The following is a 16,107-nucleotide window of genomic DNA, read 5'->3' on the forward strand; positions in this document are numbered from 1 at the left end:
ATATGATAAAATCACGATTAGAAGGGGGCGATTGCGTGAAGATTGTTTCAATCGAACCGACTCCAAGTCCAAATTCGATGAAAATTAATTTAAGTGAAGAATTACCATCTGGAGATACAAGGCAGTATAAGCTTGATACTGACCTTACAAATGCTCCAGTTTATATTCAAAAATTAATGGCCGTTCCAGGCGTGAAAGGCCTTTATCACGTAATGGATTTCATTGCACTAGAACGAAATGCCAAATACGCATGGGAGGATATCCTCCCAGGGGCGAGAGAAGCTTTTGGAGAAGTGCAGGAAGAATCTGCTTCTTCAAAGCAAACTTCTGTAGAAGATTTTGGTGAAATCAAAGTATCGGTCCAAATGTTTCGAGGAATTCCAATGCAAGTCAAGTTAGAAGAAGGGGAATCTGAGCATCGATTTGGATTACCAGATCGCTTTATGGAGGCGGCGATGAAAGCCTCATCAGCTTCCGAAAACATGGTGATGGAAAGACAGTGGAAAGAACAAAATCCAAGATACGGTTCACCTGAAGAAATTGGCCAGGAGGTAACGGAAGAAATTGCAGCAACTTATAGCAGCGAGCGCCTTGAAGCTCTTGTGACTGCGGCATTTTCTGATCAAAGTGAACCTTCACCTAAGCAAGAGAAAAAAGTGGTTACGCTTGCTATGCTGGATGATCCAGATTGGAAGGCAAGATACGCTGCGCTTGATCGTATGGATCCAGAGCTTTCGGATTTACCTGTTTTAGAAAAAGCTTTACAGGATGAAAAAGCCTCTGTTCGCCGCTTAGCTGTTGTTTACCTTGGGATGATCGAGACGAAAGAAGTGCTTCCACTTCTTTATAAGGCACTGAAAGATAAGTCAGTCACAGTGCGGCGAACAGCAGGAGATTGTATGTCTGATCTCGGTTATTTAGAAGCCATTCCTGAAATGATCCAGTCGCTACAAGATCGAAACAAGCTAGTCCGTTGGAGAGCAGCGATGTTTTTATATGAAGTTGGGGACGAAACAGCTATCCCTGCGCTTGAACATGCGATGAACGATCCTGAATTCGAAGTAAAGATGCAGGCTGGCATGGCATTAGAACGGATTAAAGGCGGAGAAGAAGCAAAGGGTTCTGTTTGGCATCAAATGACGCAAGCAAGAAAATCGAATTAATTACAGGAGGTATCGGATATGAATCCATACGAAGAATACATGCGCCAGATGGCACAGCCAATGCGCGACGAATTAACGTCAGCTGGTTTTGAAGAACTTACAACACCTGATGAAGTTGCAAGCTTTATTTCAGAGAGAAAAGGGACATCATTAGTATTTATAAATTCCGTTTGTGGTTGTGCAGCTGGTCTTGCTCGTCCGGCGGCTCGTGAAGCCATTGAGTACGATAAGAAACCTGAGCACCTTGTGACTGTTTTTGCAGGTCAGGATCGTGAAGCAACTGGGAAAATGCGCGAGTATCTCGAAGGGTACGAACCATCATCTCCTTCCATCGCTCTGTTAAAAGATGGACAGGTTCTTCATTTTATTCCAAGAGAAGAAATTGAAGATCATGAAGTGGAAGACATCGTAGCGAATTTGACAGGAGCTTTTGAACAATATTGCTAATCACAAAACTCCACTCACTTGAGTGGAGTTTTGCTCGAATTAATAGGAGGTTGTGAAAATGGATCACGTATTTGAGTTACAAGGAAGCTGGAAGGGCGGGCTTTCTGGTGAAGGGAAAATCAAAACAGAACACCTTACAACCGACGTTTCCATTCCCTCATCAATGGGAGGAAGCGAGAAGGGAACAAACCCCGATGAACTGCTTTTAAGTTCTTCAGCTGCCTGTTATTTTATGACAATAGGCTTGTATTTGGAGCGAAATCAAATTCCTTTCGAAGATGTTAAAATATCGTCTAAATTAACGGTAAGTAGTAAGGGAAGACTTCATGTTGAATCCATTCATCATTATCCAGTCATTTATCTGGCAAACGATCCAGATGAGACTATGTCTGAACGTATTCATGCGATTGCGCATCAAGCAGAAGAAGGTTGCATGATTACAAGAGCGATTAAAGGAAACGTTGACGTTTACATTGAACCATCTATTAAAAAAGTGTGAGGTTTTTCACTGTCTATGAGCTTTTGTTTTGATAGACTAACCTAACATGTCCGTTCTGTTCCTGAGGGAAAGTCCACCCTTTGCATTTCTTGAAAAAATCATTATAATAAGGTTTTGGAACGGAAAAGTAGCGGGCAAAATGGAAACAGTGAAATAAAGGAGATAGAAGCATGAATAAAGACTATCGTGTATTATTGTTTTATAAATATGTACAAATTGATCAGCCGGATGACTATGTCGAAGAACATCTTGCTTTCTGTAAAGAACATAACTTAAAAGGGAGAATTCTTATAGCAGAAGAGGGAATTAACGGGACCCTCTCCGGCACAGTTGAAGAAACGCAACAGTATATGGATATGATGCATGCAGATGAGCGATTTGCTGACCTGTTCTTTAAAATTGACGAAGCACCAGAACACCCATTTAAAAAGATGCATGTTCGTTTACGCCCAGAGCTTGTTACGCTTCGGCTTGAAGAAAACCACGATCCGAACCAGGTTGGTGGAAAACACTTGAAACCTGCTGAGTGGCGTGAAGCGATGCAACAAGAAGATGTCATTATTCTTGATACGCGTAATGATTACGAGTATGATGTGGGTCACTTCCGTGGCGCCATTCGTCCAGATATTAAGAATTTCCGAGATTTACCTGAGTGGGTTCAAGAAAACCTGGCGGATAAAAAGGATAAGAAAATCCTTACGTACTGTACTGGCGGAATTCGCTGTGAAAAATTCACTGGCTGGATGGTTAACCAAGGATTTGAAGATGTGAACCAGTTAGATGGTGGTATTGTGACGTATGGTCAGGATGAGGAAACAAAAGGCGAGCTTTGGGATGGCCAATGCTATGTGTTTGACGGCCGGCTTACTGTTCCGATTAACCAAAAAGATCACGTCGTTGTTGGTAGAGATTACTTTACAGGTGAGCCGTGTGAACGGTATGTTAATTGTGCAAGCCCTGAATGTAATAAGCAAATTATTACATCAGAGGAGAACGAACATAAATACCTACGAGGATGTTCACATGAGTGCCGGACATCACCTCGTAACCGTTATGTAGCCGAACACGGTTTAACGCAAGAAGAAGTGAATGAGCGTCTACAAAAATTAATGCAAGAGCAAATTGAACAAGAGGTTTAATGAAAAAGCTAGCTGTCTTTGGACAGCTAGCTTTTATTTATGATAGCGCATGTTATTTACTTTAAGGAGATGATCCACTTTAGATAGTCGATTGTTTTCAATTTTTTCAAGATACTGATGAAGGGCTAACTCCATTTGGCAAAGAGCTTGAAAGAGATCACGGTGACGCAATTCCTGATTTTGTGCAGAGAGTGAGAGATAACCTGTTAATAAATCCGGAACCTCAGTTGAAAGCATTCGCTTTACAACATGCCGTTCCTCAAGGTCAAGAGACTCAAGTTCAGGTAAGATTTGACGAAACAGGTGTATGAGCCTTGTCGTTCTAGAATGAATCACGCCATTAATGGAAGCGTGTGAAGTGATCTTCTCTAACTGACTTAGCTGTTCCTTTAAGACTGGATCAATGGTTTCTTGCCCCTGTGATGAATTCGAACCAAGTAAAGCATGATCCAATAGCTTCATGCGTTGAAAAATCCCTTTAAAAAAAGGAGATCGCTTAATGCTTCGTTTAATAATTCTTCCTCGATCATTTATTAAAATGGTTCCCTGTTTACATTTCCCTGAATCTCGTTTGGTGACCATTTGTCGCTCCCATTGAATAAAAAACTTTTTTGGGGTAGACGAGCGGTCTTTTTGACTATCATATCCTGAAAAAAGAATCAGGTTACGTCTGATTTTCAAGTAAACCGTAAATCCTCGCTCCGTGCGCTTCCATTTTTGTGTTTTATTCTCTGTAGGATTGAGTTTGTCTATAAATTCATCTAACAACTGTTCCGCATAAGAAAGAAAGCTCGTGGTACTCGCATCGTTAAGAAGTGATGGTTCCACCGTCTTAAATTGAGGCGGTAACAGTTTTTCAAGCCATTGGGGTTCAGTAGAATCGAAAAGCCCCATGGGATTCCCTCCTGTCATTAAAGTCGATCGGCTGCATCAGAAAGCTGTTTTTGCCTCGCCGTAGTACGATCTAATTTGGTTTTCATTTCTTTATTTAACTGATCCATTTCTACTATAAATTTCTTACCACTATCTATAATGCGGACGTTTGATTTCTCGGTAATTTCAATCGCTTCGAATACGTCCTGATAGGCTTTACGGAAAGATTCGATCGCAATGGCCGGTTTTTCAAGCGTTTTGACCGTTTCCTCCGTATTTTGCTTTAACATTTCAGCATTTCGAAGGAGCATTGATTCGGTTGCTTCATTCACATTTTGGACAGCGGAAATTACTTTCTGCTGGTTGCCAAGTGCAAGCTGAATAGAAGCTGTAACAGTAATGATGTTTTTGGTCATGGTTACCGCATTAAAAATGGCTTCTTCTAGCTTTTCGTTGTTTTCCATAATTAAATCTACGGAAGCCATTGACTGGCGTAAAACCATAACAGCTTGTGACATATTCTTCACTCGGCTAACGACTTTTTGCTGAGCTTTTTGGATGGGGAGGGGGTTGTCTTTCCATTCATCCTTTGCTGCCTCTTCCTCAAGCATCGTCATTAAGGTCTGACCAAGATCCATCTGGTCTTCGAGTCCAATAATTCGTTCTCTTGCCACATCTTTTAGTTCTTTCAGCATTACATTATCTTCTTGTAGTTTATCTCTACCTGTAAGAAGCGATTCAACAATCACTTCAACCTGAGATTCTACTGTTTTGTATTTCTTCGCATACTGCTCAACTTCATTACGACCCATGACGCGATTGAGCAGTTTATTGAATTTATTTTTCTTTAAATAAGACGGCTCAAGTTCTGAAACATGCTCCCTAAGTTTGTGGAGATTATCTGGTAAATCGTTATTTGGTTGATCAATCATTCCTTTAACGGGCCGTTTTAACGCTTCCAATGACTCTCCTGCATGACGCTGGGCATCCTCACCTAGACCTGACAAGGATTGTAGGATCTTATCTGTATCATCTTCATGATAAAAGCTTTGGATAATCTCCTCAGCTTTTTCACGTTGCGCGTTTATTTTTTCAGGCTGATTACTCATATTTGTCACTCCTTCAATAGAATGAATGCGTTTGTTATGGCTTCCTAACATTCTATACGAATAGATTTCGTGAAAAGTTTCAAAACACCTTCAGCGAAACCTTTCCCTTAGCCTTATGAGTACAAACTTCTCTAGAGTAAAATAGTTGAAAGATGAGGAAAGGGGTGATATGTTTTAAACGGATTTAGATTAGTGATAGGACGTGATGTAAGATGAAAAATGTAAAACTTTATACACAACCGGCATGTCCACCGTGCGAATTTGTGAAAAATTATTTTCAAATGCATGATGTGAAGTATGAGTTGCTAAATATAAAAGAAGATCGAGCTGCGCGTAATGAGTTGATCAATGACCACGGCTCAATGTCCACGCCAACCGTCGTCATTGATGGTGAGGTTATCATTGGATTTGATCAGAATCGTATCGATGAACTGCTTCACCTGTCTTCTAGAAAGAACGATTGATAACTGGTTGAAAGAAGGTGTACCCAATGTTTGGGAATTTTGTTCGGAATGAACGAGAAAATGTGCTCTTGGAACTCGCTAGTAAGCATCGTGCTGAATTAAAAGAAAACGCAACACGAATTGATGAGGAAGCTCGCATTCCTGATTCCATTATAGCAAGTATGAAAAGTTCAGGTTTTACTACACTGCCCATTCCTAAAGAATTTGGTGGGAAAGGGCTCTCTCTTTATGAACTTGTCTTGATTCAAGAGGAGTTAGGAAAAGGAGAAGGTGCCGGCGCGTTATCAATTGGATGGCACTTTGGCATACTAAAAGATCTTCATGACCGTCGTCCGTGGAGTCAGGATACGTATGAAGAGCTTTGTCGGGCCGTTTTAGGCGGAGCGCTTATAAATAGAGCTCAAACAGAAGAAGAAACTGGGGACCCAACTAGAGGGGGGCTTCCTGCCACAATGGCAACAGAAGTAGACGGAGGTTATCAACTCACTGGACGAAAAACGTTCACTACACTAAGCCCACATCTTGATAAGGTGATTGTGAAGTCCACGCTAAATGGAGTGCCAGCTGACTTTTTGGTTTCTATGAATCAAAAGGGCGTGTCGCTGGAACAAACGTGGGATGTTCTTGGCATGAGAGGTACGAGAAGTGATGATCTAGTCTTAAATGATGTTTTTGTATCCTCAGATTCTCTTCTTGAAATCTATGACAAGGAACGTAAAACAGCATCGCTTCCTCCAGGGTGGTTGCTGCATATACCGGCAGTGTATTTAGGTATCGCTGAATCTGCACGAGAAGAAGCAGTAAAGTTTGTCACTTCGTATCAACCGAACAGTCTTGATATGCCTTTAAAAGATGTTCCACATATTCAAGATAAGTTTGGTCGCATTTCCCTGGCACTCTTAAGTGCTCGTCATTTTCTCTATTCAGTGGCAGATCAGTGGGATCGTTATCCAGAAGAACGAATGAACATGCAGGGGCAACTGTTCGCAGCAAAAACTCAGGCGGTAAAGGCAGCCATAGAAGCCGTGGATCTTTCCATGCGTATCGTTGGTGGGAGAAGCTTAATGAAAAAGAATCAGCTAGAACGTTTGTACCGAGATGTTCGAGCAGGGCTTCATAACCCACCTAGCGATGAATTGTCGCTCCAAGTTCTTGCGATGAAGCAATTTTAAAATGATGAATCGAACTCCTTCTTTTTGGAAGGAGTTTCTTTTTATTCTTATATGTGGATTATCAACCTTTGACTCCCTATTGTAAGGGGCGTTTTCTTCCTCTATCCTTTATGGCGTGCTTAAAAGCTACTGAAAGGATGAGGTCTATGAAAAAATCGGTTTCAGCTATTTTAATGACAAGTCTCTTTTTTACGATGTTTTCTGCTCAGTCTCATCAGGTAGAAGCGGTTACGATGATGAAGGCACCTCATTTGATAGAAGAAGAGCAACCTGCCATTGCGCCACTAGAAACACATGAACCAAAAACAAAGCAGGATGTAGCCTTGTTGCTAAATCTTCCTGTTAAAAATATGAATGACGTTAATCAAGTAACGAGGGATCAATTCTCTGTTACGAATTATTCAATAGAAGAAATCGAAATGCTTGCAAAATTAGTAAATGGAGAAGCGAGAGGCGAAACGTTTGAAGGAAAAGTAGCGGTGGCAGCTGTCACCCTCAATCGCGTCCTTTCCTCTAAATTTCCAAACAGCTTAAAGAAAGTGATTTTTGAAAGCGGCGCATATACAGCCGTTTCAGATGGTCAATACAATCAGCGTCCGGGACCAGAGTCATACAAAGCCGTTTATGCCGCGCTTAGTGGACAAGATCCAAGTTCGGGTGCTTTATTTTATTATAATCCAGCTATTGCTACTGACGATTGGATTCGAACGAGGCACATTATTAAAGAAATCGGTAAACATGTCTTCACAAGATAAAAGGATTTTATGATATCATCGACGTGTATCCATAGTTTGATGAAGGAGTGAAGCGAAAATGACACAGAGAAAAACGTTTCAACCAGGTGAAATGGTGACCGCAGGTTATAAAACAGGTAGGTACATTGGTGAAGTGGTTGATTTAAAAGAACCAAAAGCTGTCGTCAAAGTTCTTGCGGTCATGAAACATCCAACTCAAGGTGATCTTCATAATCCGAAACAGCTTGATGTGCCTCTATTCCATCAACGTAAAGCACTCGCCCAATTTGAAAAGGCCCTCGTGCCGTTATCTGCCATCAATCATTATGAAGGTCAAGTACCTGATTACAAAGAATCGTTGCGTGAAGCGCTCGATACACAAGAAGCAGAGCTGAAACACGAAGGTGGAAGATGGGCAGAGGCTTCTCTCCTTGAAATTGAAAAACTTAAAGAAGAGTATTTTCCGACAAGATAGTCTTCTTTACATCACTATCTAAATCAGGTAAGATATAGTATTGATTTAGGCTTCCGATCGGATGACCTAAGTGAAGAAGACGTAAAGGGTGGTTTTTGATTTGCAATCAGAAGCTTCAGCATACCAAGTGCTGTTATATTATCAATATGTAGAAATCGAAGATCCTGCTTATTTTGCTCGCAAGCATCTTAAGTTTTGTCAGTCTTTGAACTTAAGAGGAAGAGTGCTTGTAGGTACAGAAGGAATTAACGGAACTGTTTCAGGAACCGTTCAGAATACTGAACGTTATATGCAAGAACTAAAAGCTGACGAACGCTTCCGCGATATGGTTTTTAAAATTGACGAGGCCGATGGTCATGCGTTTAAAAAGATGCACGTCCGCCCACGTGAAGAGATTGTTTCATTACGACTTGAGGAAGATGTTAATCCGAAAGAAATCACGGGTAACTACCTTGACCCGAAGGATTTCATGGAAGCGCTAGAAGACGATGATGTGATCGTAATTGATGCTAGAAATGATTATGAGTATGATATTGGTCATTTCCGAAATGCCATCCGTCCTGATATTAAAGCCTTTCGTGATCTTCCTGACTGGATTGAGCAGAACCTTGCCGACCAAAAAGACAAAAAAGTATTAACGTATTGCACGGGTGGAATCCGCTGTGAGAAATTTTCAGGGTATTTATTAAAGAAAGGGTTCTCTGATGTTTCGCAGCTTCATGGTGGGATTGTCACGTATGGTAAAGATCCAGAAGTACAGGGCAAATACTTCGACGGTAAGTGTTTTGTTTTCGATGATCGTCTTGCTGTACCTGTGAACCGTACGGATGAAGATACGGTCGTAGGGAAATGCTATCATTGCGAGGAGCCGGCAGATACGTATATTAATTGTGCAAATGTTACGTGTGACAAGCTCCATATCGTGTGTGATTCTTGCAAAGAAGAACATAAGCACTATTGTTCATCAGCTTGTGAAAAAGAAGTTCACATGGCGTAAGTGTAACGCAGCGGATACCGCTGCGTTTTTTTACAATGACTAACGGTGAGGAGGTACGTAGCGTGTGTCTAATTGCTGTAGCAATCGATGCTCATGAAAAATATCCCTTTATTCTAATCGCCAATCGAGACGAGTTCTACGAGCGCCCCACAATGCCTGCGCATTATTGGGAAGATGTACCCGGACTTTTAGGTGGTCGGGATTTGAAAGCAATGGGAACCTGGCTGGGTGTTACGACAACAGGAAAAATTGCGGCGCTCACGAATTATCGTGAGCCCGGTGAAGAACCCAAGAACCATTCAAGAGGCGATTTAACTGCGGATTACTTACGACAGAATCAATCAGCAGAGGCATACTTGAAAACCGTCCAGCTAAAGAAAGAGCAGTATAATGGTTTTAATTTACTAGCGGGGGATTTCAATACTCTTTACTACTATTCAAACAAGGAGAACCAAATAAAAAGAGTAGAAAGCGGCATTCACGCTGTAAGTAACCATTTACTGAACACAAATTGGCCGAAAGTAGAGAGGCTTAAAAAAGAGCTAGCCCACTATATGCGGCAAGAGAAAGAACTTGACCAAGAGGAGCTATTTGAAATGCTCTCACACGCTGAGCCTGCGCCAGATCATTTATTACCTGAAACAGGAGTGCCAATTGAATGGGAAAGAATGCTTTCACCGGTGTTTATTTCATCAGAAAATTACGGAACAAGAGCACAAACGATCATCACTGTAACTCAAAATGGCCAAGTAACCTTTACCGAACGATCAGGAAGGGAACAGGAAAACACGTACCAATTTATCCTATATGAGGAATAAAGCTTTAGGTTTAGAATACATTATGTGTTACCTGTAACTTTTCGATTTCAAATAAAGTATTAGGTTGTGGTTTTAAAACCAGCATACAGGGGTACTGAAAGTTAATACGTATGAGGAGGGGTTTTTTTGAAACGAAAGCGTCACTATCTTGAAGATCAGCTTTTGAGGGAATCACTTGATATGAAAGAGTACCGAAAATATGATTCTGAAATGGTGACTAAAAAAAGACCTATACTCAATAAAAATAAAAAGAAAAAACCACTCATTCAGACGCCAGTATAAGTGAGGGAGAAATTCCTCTCTTTTTTTTGTGGAAAAGGGTTGTGTTTTCTATAAAGCGATGATAAGATAAGTTTTGTCCTTGAAAAAACACGAGAAATAAAGTGTTGACAAAACAACGGATTGTGTAGTAAGATAATGAAGTCGCTGTTTAATGGAGGATTAGCTCAGCTGGGAGAGCATCTGCCTTACAAGCAGAGGGTCGGCGGTTCGAGCCCGTCATCCTCCACCATTTCTTTTAAAAGTACTATCAGCGTTATCACTAAGGAAAATATGCCGGCCTAGCTCAATTGGTAGAGCAACTGACTTGTAATCAGTAGGTTGGGGGTTCAAGTCCTCTGGCCGGCACCACACATGCGGGTGTGGCGGAATTGGCAGACGCGCTAGACTTAGGATCTAGTGTCTTACGACGTGGGGGTTCAAGTCCCTTCACCCGCACCATATATTGCGAAAGTAGTTCAGTGGTAGAACATCACCTTGCCAAGGTGGGGGTCGCGGGTTCTAATCCCGTCTTTCGCTCCAGGACTCACGCGCCCGTAGCTCAATTGGATAGAGCGTCTGACTACGGATCAGAAGGTTAGGGATTCGACTTCTCTCGGGCGCACCATATTTCGGGGCCTTAGCTCAGCTGGGAGAGCGCCTGCCTTGCACGCAGGAGGTCAGCGGTTCGATCCCGCTAGGCTCCACCAATTTCATATCGGAGGAATACCCAAGTCTGGCTGAAGGGATCGGTCTTGAAAACCGACAGGGGCTTAGTCGCCCGCGGGGGTTCGAATCCCTCTTCCTCCTCCATCTTTGCGGGTGTAGTTTAGTGGTAAAACCTCAGCCTTCCAAGCTGATGTCGTGGGTTCGATCCCCATCACCCGCTCCAAATTTGGCCCGTTGGTCAAGCGGTTAAGACACCGCCCTTTCACGGCGGTAACACGGGTTCGAATCCCGTACGGGTCACCAGATTCATTTTAATACGTAGTGTATCAAGCATACTCAGGAGAGGTGCTTTTTTTGTTGATTTTAATTCGGTACGTCTCACCCATATACCGCATACATTGCTGTATAAGAGAGAGGGGATGGACCGAATGGTTTACGAAGAACATGAGCATATTGCCTATCACTATGACAGTACAGACGCGTATCGACAGCAGCCCGTAGCCCCGACATCGGGCCCACCTGCATCACCGCCTCCGAGACCACAGTCAGCTCAGTCTGGAGCATTTGCTGTTGATCCTGGATCGATTAGAAGATGCATGTATCGATTTACGTATATTTGGATGCGTGGTGGCAACTCATTCTGGTTCTGGCCCGTATTTGTCGGGCGTACGTCGGTATCTGGATTCAGGTGGACAGGTAGAAGATGGGTGTATACAGGAATTAGCTTAAATAGAATTGATATGTTTACATGCTAAATTGAAGAGCGCTTACATCAGGCGCTCTTTTGGTGATTAGATTGTGAAAAATAGCGTAAACATCTGGCTTTTTTTAAGAGATCATGCGAAAATATAACTAACTATTGATCTTCGAAAGTCAGGTGCACTTCATGAAATTTCCTCTTTGGATGAGAAAGTTATTTGTAGCATTTGTCGCAGTTATGACGTTGGGAACAGTCATTCCTACTGGTTATCTAGCAGACGAAAAAACGGAGCCTTCTGAAACGTATCAGGAGGAAAGTCATCTTCTTCTAGATCCGTTGGACGAGCCAGTCAAACTCTCTGATCCTACGGAGAATGCTACAGACTGGCCTAAGATTGCAGCACAAATCCCTTCTGCTGATTTGGTTGATCATTTTGTTACTTATGCAAGCAGTCAATCGGAAGAACAGGGATTATCAAAGTTTGGAGACATCATCTCGACTCGCGTTGGTCACCAGTATACAGAGTCAATTGTGCCTAAAGTAACTGAAGTTATTGCTGCATCTGTTGCCGATTTGGATGCTGATGAGATCCGGTCACTTCGTTTAACTGAGTCACCGTCTGGTGGGTACGGTGAACGAATTCTTCATGTTTATAACGAACAGAATGGAGAAGATCTACTTCGCTTTCATGTTAGAAGAGATCATCCACCGCAGGATGGCTACTGGTTCAACTTTCATTATCATGCAGCAAACGATAATTTTGAAGAACATTATGAAGTAGGTAAAATTTATTGGGATAAAAACACTCCGCCTAAGTGGCTCTCATAAGAGAGGTGCGCGGAGTGTTTTTGGTTGGAGAGTAAGGAGGATCACAGCTTAGATGGAACTTGTCCAATGTATTAGAGATGTATATGAAGAAGAACCGTTTGGCGGTTCAGAAAGTGCGTTTCAGCGAAAGTTATTTAAAGAGGGAAATTTTTATCCAGTGTATCGGGATGAACACAATAGTTGGATTACACTCGATGAAGAAGGCGAACAACATATCATTGCAACAGGCGATTTGTTAAATGATGATTTTTGGTTCACATTTCGGTTTCGAATCGCATAAGAAAAAGCCGCAAGGAGCGGCTTATTACTTCTTTTTAGGGCGCGCATTTTGCGGGCCTCTTTTTTTATTCATCAGAAGTGCATCTTCGCCTTCTTTTTCGCCCTGGATCCCCGTTTTAGGATCATATGCATTACGTTTTTTCATACAAGTGCCTCCTCTACATGGATTCACCTGTTAGTATATCCGAATCTCCTTAAAACATCGGATTTTCTTCGATGAACTGATAGACGTTATCAACAAGTTCATCTGGCGTTTCGCCTGTCACACGTTCGCCGTTAACAAGGCAGTACATTTCTTGGCTACATAGCGTGCAATGGCCAAGACAGGAATATTCAAGGACGTCTAGGTCCGTATCTTTTTCTAGAGCTTCCATTGCTTTATGTGAACCGCTTGAAAGATTGCTCATGCAAAATTCTACAATTGGATTCATTTTCTATTCACCTCAAGTTTTCCTAACAGAATTCATAACTCTTTTCATTCTACCAAGAAGGAAGGAAAATGGACAACCATTTGCATGAACCAAGAAACATCTTAACTATTACTCATATAATTTGTAAGAGAAGGGTTTATTTCTTTATAATTAGGAAAAATAACATAATGAAGTCGATAGAGGAGGGTCATCATGCATAAAGCAGTTATTGTCGGAACAGGACCAGCAGGTTTAACAGCAGCGATTTATCTGGCGAGAGCAAATATGGAGCCGCTTGTCATAGAAGGGCCGGAACCTGGTGGTCAGCTTACGTTAACAACTGATGTAGAGAATTTTCCCGGGTTTCCAGATGGAGTACTTGGTCCTGAACTGATGGAAAATATGAAAAAGCAGGCGCTCCGTTTCGGTGCCACGATTGAGCGCGGATGGGTGAAGGATATTGATTTCAGTGAACGACCTTTTAAACTGACAACAGATACGCTGGGGGACATAATGGCAGAATCTGTTCTCATTTCAACAGGAGCTTCAGCGAAGCTTCTTGGTATTCCTGGCGAATCGGAAAATATGGGCAGAGGAGTAAGTACCTGCGCCACGTGTGATGGCTTTTTCTTTCGTAATAAGAAGATTGTCGTCATTGGTGGAGGAGACTCTGCAATGGAGGAAGCAACCTTCTTAACGAAATTCGCATCAGAAGTAACCGTTCTACACCGAAGAAAAGAATTAAGAGCATCTAAGATCATGCAAGAACGTGCACGCACGAATGAAAAAATTAGTTGGAAACTCAATGCTTCACCAATTGAGGTTGTGGCAGAAAACAATAAGGTAAGCGGTATCAAAGTGAAGGATGGCGATACCGATGAAGAAGAAATTGTGAAAACCGATGGTATTTTCGTTGCGATCGGCCACCGTCCAAACACCGATTTTCTTCAAGGGAAGCTGAATATGGACGATAAGGGCTACATCCAAGTGGAACCTGGAACCACTCGAACGAATATACCGGGTGTTTTTGCCTGTGGCGATGTTCAGGATTTTACTTATCGTCAAGCCATTACAGCGGCAGGAACTGGGTGTATGGCCGCAATGGATTGTGAGCGATTCTTAGAAGGAAACGCCTTTATTGATTGGAGTATGTAAGTGTAAAGCGCAGGGTATAAGCCCTGCGCTTTTTTAATCGATGTCGATATAGTTAGCATCGTTTCGTATGCGATTCGCTTTTGGAATCTTAATCGCGAGGATACCGTTTTCGTATTTTCCCTTCACATCTTTCATTGAAAAGTGATACGGTAGTTTGATTGTGCGACTCGTACTAGCATAGGAACGTTCTTGTTTATAATATTTTTGTTTATCATTTCGTGTCTCTTGGTATTCTTTCGACTCGATTGAAATGCGCAGTCCATCTCCAAGTGGTTCAACTTTAATTTGTTCCTTTGCAATGCCAGGTAGCTCTGCCTCCACAATAAAAGCAGCATCGGTTTCGTAAAGATCAACGCGAAACGATTGAGCAGGGAGAAGGTTGGCAAACGGCTCTTTAAAAAAATCATCAAACGTGTTCATCCAATTTTGGATAGCAGGGTCCTGAAACAGTTTAGGCAACTTATCGCCTTTACCCATTTGACATTCATCCTTTCCAACATTTCTGATATACAGTATGTAAGCCCATGGAAAAGGTTCCTTTTGCCAAGGGATTCCGAAGTTACTTCTCTCCTTTCTTCATGTTACAATGGTCAGTAGAGAATTGAAGGAGGAGTATCATGAAGACTTATCTGCAGCTTTGCGAGGAAATTTTACATAACGGAACAAAAAAGTCTGATCGAACGGGTACAGGTACAATGAGTGTGTTTGGTCACCAAATGCGCTTTGATTTGCAGGAGGGTTTTCCTGCATTAACAACAAAAAAACTTCATCTAAGATCCATTATTCATGAGCTGCTTTGGTTCTTAAAAGGGGATACGAACGTAAAGTATCTTCAAGAGAATGGCGTGCGTATTTGGAATGAATGGGCTGATGAAAACGGAGAGCTTGGTCCTGTTTACGGTCATCAATGGCGCTCATGGACAGGCGCAGACGGATCAACAGTCGATCAAATTGCAAAAGTGGTTGAACAAATTAAAACAAATCCGAACTCCAGACGAATGATCGTAACAGCATGGAACCCTTCTGAAGTTGATGATATGGCTTTGCCTCCATGTCACTGTCTTTTTCAGTTTTATGTAGCAGATGGAAAACTTTCTTGTCAGCTATACCAGCGATCTGCTGATGTGTTCCTTGGTGTACCATTTAACATTGCTTCTTATGCGCTATTAACGATGATGATGGCACAGGTGTGTGACTTAGAGCCAGGTGAGTTTATCCATACGTTAGGTGATGCGCATATTTATAATAATCACATCGAACAGGTTCAGCTTCAGCTTACACGTGAACCAAGATCACTTCCTAAAATGAAAATAAATCCAGAAGTGAAATCAATCTTTGATTTTTCATTTGATGATTTTGAATTAACGGATTATGATCCTCATCCTCATATTAAAGGAGAGGTATCTGTATGATTTCATTTCTTCTTGCGATGGATGAAAAGCAGTTAATTGGAAAAGACAATGATCTTCCATGGCATTTGCCAGCTGATCTTGCTTACTTTAAGCGAATGACGACAGGAAAGTCGATTGTGATGGGAAGAAAAACGTTTGAGTCAATTGGAAAAGCATTACCAGGACGTGAAAACTTTCTTATTACGAGAAAAAATCTCGCATATGAAGGGGTTACAGTCCTCCATTCAATCGAAGCCTTTCTCGACCTTGCAAAGTGTGAGGAAAGAGAGTGGTTCGTAATCGGAGGAGCGGAAATTTATCGGCAAATTCTGCCGCATGCGGATCGTCTATACATTACTGAAATTCATGAAACATTTAATGGAGATACGTATTTCCCTACCTTCTCTAAAGATGATTGGAAAGAAACATCACGAGAAAAACATGAAAGCGATGAGCGAAATAAGCATGATTTTGATTTTGTAGTGTACGATCGTACTTAATGAAAACAATCCCCCGGTGAATCTCAC

Annotated in this window: 21 protein-coding genes and 9 tRNA genes; 26 read left to right on the forward strand and 4 right to left on the reverse strand. The window is 41.8% G+C overall.

Annotation, left to right across the window (positions count from 1 at the left end; translation table 11 throughout):
• Nucleotides 1-35: 35 nt before the first annotated feature.
• From PQ511_RS03505 to trhO (PQ511_RS03520), 4 genes are all read left to right on the forward strand, one after another.
• Nucleotides 36-1,163, forward strand: coding sequence for a conserved virulence factor C family protein (locus tag PQ511_RS03505; RefSeq protein ID WP_273850538.1), 1,128 nt, complete (start codon nucleotides 36-38; stop codon nucleotides 1,161-1,163).
• 18 nt (nucleotides 1,164-1,181) lie between these two features.
• The gene (locus tag PQ511_RS03510) at nucleotides 1,182-1,610 is read left to right on the forward strand and encodes a BrxA/BrxB family bacilliredoxin (protein WP_273850539.1); all 429 of its coding nucleotides are present in this window, start codon (nucleotides 1,182-1,184) and stop codon (nucleotides 1,608-1,610) included.
• Between the two features lie 58 nt (nucleotides 1,611-1,668).
• Nucleotides 1,669-2,109, forward strand: coding sequence for an OsmC family protein (locus PQ511_RS03515; protein WP_273850540.1), 441 nt, complete (start codon nucleotides 1,669-1,671; stop codon nucleotides 2,107-2,109).
• A gap of 170 nt (nucleotides 2,110-2,279) precedes the next feature.
• Entirely contained in the window at nucleotides 2,280-3,248 is a 969-nt protein-coding gene (trhO, locus tag PQ511_RS03520; RefSeq protein ID WP_273850541.1) for an oxygen-dependent tRNA uridine(34) hydroxylase TrhO, read from the forward strand.
• Between the two features lie 33 nt (nucleotides 3,249-3,281).
• Here trhO (PQ511_RS03520) and PQ511_RS03525 read toward each other — a convergent pair whose 3' ends face one another.
• Nucleotides 3,282-4,142 (reverse strand): hypothetical protein, encoded by an 861-nt coding sequence (locus PQ511_RS03525; RefSeq protein ID WP_273850542.1) that lies wholly within the window; start codon nucleotides 4,140-4,142, stop codon nucleotides 3,282-3,284.
• Nucleotides 4,143-4,159: 17 nt separating this feature from the next.
• The gene (locus PQ511_RS03530; RefSeq protein ID WP_273850543.1) at nucleotides 4,160-5,230 is read right to left on the reverse strand and encodes a toxic anion resistance protein; all 1,071 of its coding nucleotides are present in this window, start codon (nucleotides 5,228-5,230) and stop codon (nucleotides 4,160-4,162) included.
• 212 nt (nucleotides 5,231-5,442) lie between these two features.
• Between PQ511_RS03530 and PQ511_RS03535 the strand changes: the two genes are divergently transcribed.
• The 19 genes from PQ511_RS03535 (at nucleotide 5,443) to PQ511_RS03625 (ending at nucleotide 12,625) form a co-directional block, all read left to right on the forward strand.
• Complete coding sequence (locus tag PQ511_RS03535) at nucleotides 5,443-5,694, forward strand: glutaredoxin domain-containing protein (protein ID WP_273850544.1); 252 nt, start codon at nucleotides 5,443-5,445, stop codon at nucleotides 5,692-5,694.
• Between the two features lie 26 nt (nucleotides 5,695-5,720).
• On the forward strand, nucleotides 5,721-6,866 hold the full coding sequence (locus PQ511_RS03540) for an acyl-CoA dehydrogenase family protein (RefSeq protein ID WP_273850545.1): 1,146 nt from the start codon (nucleotides 5,721-5,723) through the stop codon (nucleotides 6,864-6,866).
• A gap of 146 nt (nucleotides 6,867-7,012) precedes the next feature.
• Complete coding sequence (locus PQ511_RS03545; protein ID WP_273850546.1) at nucleotides 7,013-7,621, forward strand: cell wall hydrolase; 609 nt, start codon at nucleotides 7,013-7,015, stop codon at nucleotides 7,619-7,621.
• A gap of 58 nt (nucleotides 7,622-7,679) precedes the next feature.
• Nucleotides 7,680-8,075 (forward strand): kinase-associated lipoprotein KapB, encoded by a 396-nt coding sequence (kapB, locus tag PQ511_RS03550; RefSeq protein ID WP_273850547.1) that lies wholly within the window; start codon nucleotides 7,680-7,682, stop codon nucleotides 8,073-8,075.
• A gap of 100 nt (nucleotides 8,076-8,175) precedes the next feature.
• Nucleotides 8,176-9,072, forward strand: coding sequence for an oxygen-dependent tRNA uridine(34) hydroxylase TrhO (trhO, locus tag PQ511_RS03555; protein WP_273850548.1), 897 nt, complete (start codon nucleotides 8,176-8,178; stop codon nucleotides 9,070-9,072).
• Nucleotides 9,073-9,134: 62 nt separating this feature from the next.
• On the forward strand, nucleotides 9,135-9,890 hold the full coding sequence (locus PQ511_RS03560; protein ID WP_273850549.1) for an NRDE family protein: 756 nt from the start codon (nucleotides 9,135-9,137) through the stop codon (nucleotides 9,888-9,890).
• Nucleotides 9,891-10,016: 126 nt separating this feature from the next.
• The gene (locus PQ511_RS03565; protein WP_273850550.1) at nucleotides 10,017-10,172 is read left to right on the forward strand and encodes a hypothetical protein; all 156 of its coding nucleotides are present in this window, start codon (nucleotides 10,017-10,019) and stop codon (nucleotides 10,170-10,172) included.
• 153 nt (nucleotides 10,173-10,325) lie between these two features.
• Nucleotides 10,326-10,401, forward strand: a tRNA-Val gene (locus PQ511_RS03570).
• 43 nt (nucleotides 10,402-10,444) lie between these two features.
• Nucleotides 10,445-10,520 (forward strand) — tRNA-Thr (locus PQ511_RS03575).
• A 5-nt stretch (nucleotides 10,521-10,525) separates the two neighbouring features.
• A tRNA-Leu gene (locus PQ511_RS03580) sits at nucleotides 10,526-10,610 on the forward strand.
• A gap of 6 nt (nucleotides 10,611-10,616) precedes the next feature.
• Nucleotides 10,617-10,691: transfer RNA gene (locus PQ511_RS03585), tRNA-Gly, on the forward strand.
• 8 nt (nucleotides 10,692-10,699) lie between these two features.
• Nucleotides 10,700-10,776, forward strand: a tRNA-Arg gene (locus tag PQ511_RS03590).
• A 6-nt stretch (nucleotides 10,777-10,782) separates the two neighbouring features.
• Nucleotides 10,783-10,858, forward strand: a tRNA-Ala gene (locus tag PQ511_RS03595).
• 10 nt (nucleotides 10,859-10,868) lie between these two features.
• A tRNA-Ser gene (locus PQ511_RS03600) sits at nucleotides 10,869-10,961 on the forward strand.
• 5 nt (nucleotides 10,962-10,966) lie between these two features.
• A tRNA-Gly gene (locus PQ511_RS03605) sits at nucleotides 10,967-11,040 on the forward strand.
• Nucleotides 11,041-11,045: 5 nt separating this feature from the next.
• Nucleotides 11,046-11,120, forward strand: a tRNA-Glu gene (locus PQ511_RS03610).
• A 125-nt stretch (nucleotides 11,121-11,245) separates the two neighbouring features.
• Nucleotides 11,246-11,572 (forward strand): transporter, encoded by a 327-nt coding sequence (locus tag PQ511_RS03615; RefSeq protein WP_273850551.1) that lies wholly within the window; start codon nucleotides 11,246-11,248, stop codon nucleotides 11,570-11,572.
• Between the two features lie 131 nt (nucleotides 11,573-11,703).
• Nucleotides 11,704-12,345, forward strand: coding sequence for a YpjP family protein (locus PQ511_RS03620; protein WP_273850552.1), 642 nt, complete (start codon nucleotides 11,704-11,706; stop codon nucleotides 12,343-12,345).
• Nucleotides 12,346-12,397: 52 nt separating this feature from the next.
• Nucleotides 12,398-12,625, forward strand: a complete 228-nt coding sequence (locus PQ511_RS03625; RefSeq protein WP_273850553.1) for a hypothetical protein — start codon at nucleotides 12,398-12,400, stop codon at nucleotides 12,623-12,625.
• A 193-nt stretch (nucleotides 12,626-12,818) separates the two neighbouring features.
• Here PQ511_RS03625 and PQ511_RS03630 read toward each other — a convergent pair whose 3' ends face one another.
• Entirely contained in the window at nucleotides 12,819-13,055 is a 237-nt protein-coding gene (locus tag PQ511_RS03630) for a YuzB family protein (protein ID WP_224599977.1), read from the reverse strand.
• A gap of 192 nt (nucleotides 13,056-13,247) precedes the next feature.
• Between PQ511_RS03630 and trxB the strand changes: the two genes are divergently transcribed.
• Nucleotides 13,248-14,189: a thioredoxin-disulfide reductase gene (trxB, locus tag PQ511_RS03635; protein WP_273850554.1), complete on the forward strand. Its 942-nt coding sequence runs from the start codon at nucleotides 13,248-13,250 to the stop codon at nucleotides 14,187-14,189.
• 33 nt (nucleotides 14,190-14,222) lie between these two features.
• Here the strand turns inward: trxB and PQ511_RS03640 are convergent, their stop codons facing one another.
• Nucleotides 14,223-14,666 (reverse strand): Hsp20/alpha crystallin family protein, encoded by a 444-nt coding sequence (locus PQ511_RS03640; protein WP_273850555.1) that lies wholly within the window; start codon nucleotides 14,664-14,666, stop codon nucleotides 14,223-14,225.
• A gap of 140 nt (nucleotides 14,667-14,806) precedes the next feature.
• On the opposite strand from PQ511_RS03640, the gene PQ511_RS03645 reads away from it, so the two are divergent.
• Nucleotides 14,807-15,601 carry a thymidylate synthase gene (locus PQ511_RS03645; protein ID WP_273850556.1) on the forward strand — a complete coding sequence of 265 codons (795 nt, stop codon included), beginning with the start codon at nucleotides 14,807-14,809 and terminating at the stop codon, nucleotides 15,599-15,601.
• A complete protein-coding gene (locus PQ511_RS03650) occupies nucleotides 15,598-16,080 on the forward strand; it encodes a dihydrofolate reductase (protein WP_273850557.1) in 483 nt (160 codons plus the stop codon). The genes PQ511_RS03645 and PQ511_RS03650 overlap by 4 nt, the downstream gene beginning before the upstream one ends.
• Nucleotides 16,081-16,107: the final 27 nt, after the last annotated feature.

Origin of the sequence: Guptibacillus spartinae (assembly GCF_028610625.1) — a bacterium.
GTDB classification, from domain to species: domain Bacteria; phylum Bacillota; class Bacilli; order Bacillales; family Guptibacillaceae; genus Guptibacillus; species Guptibacillus spartinae.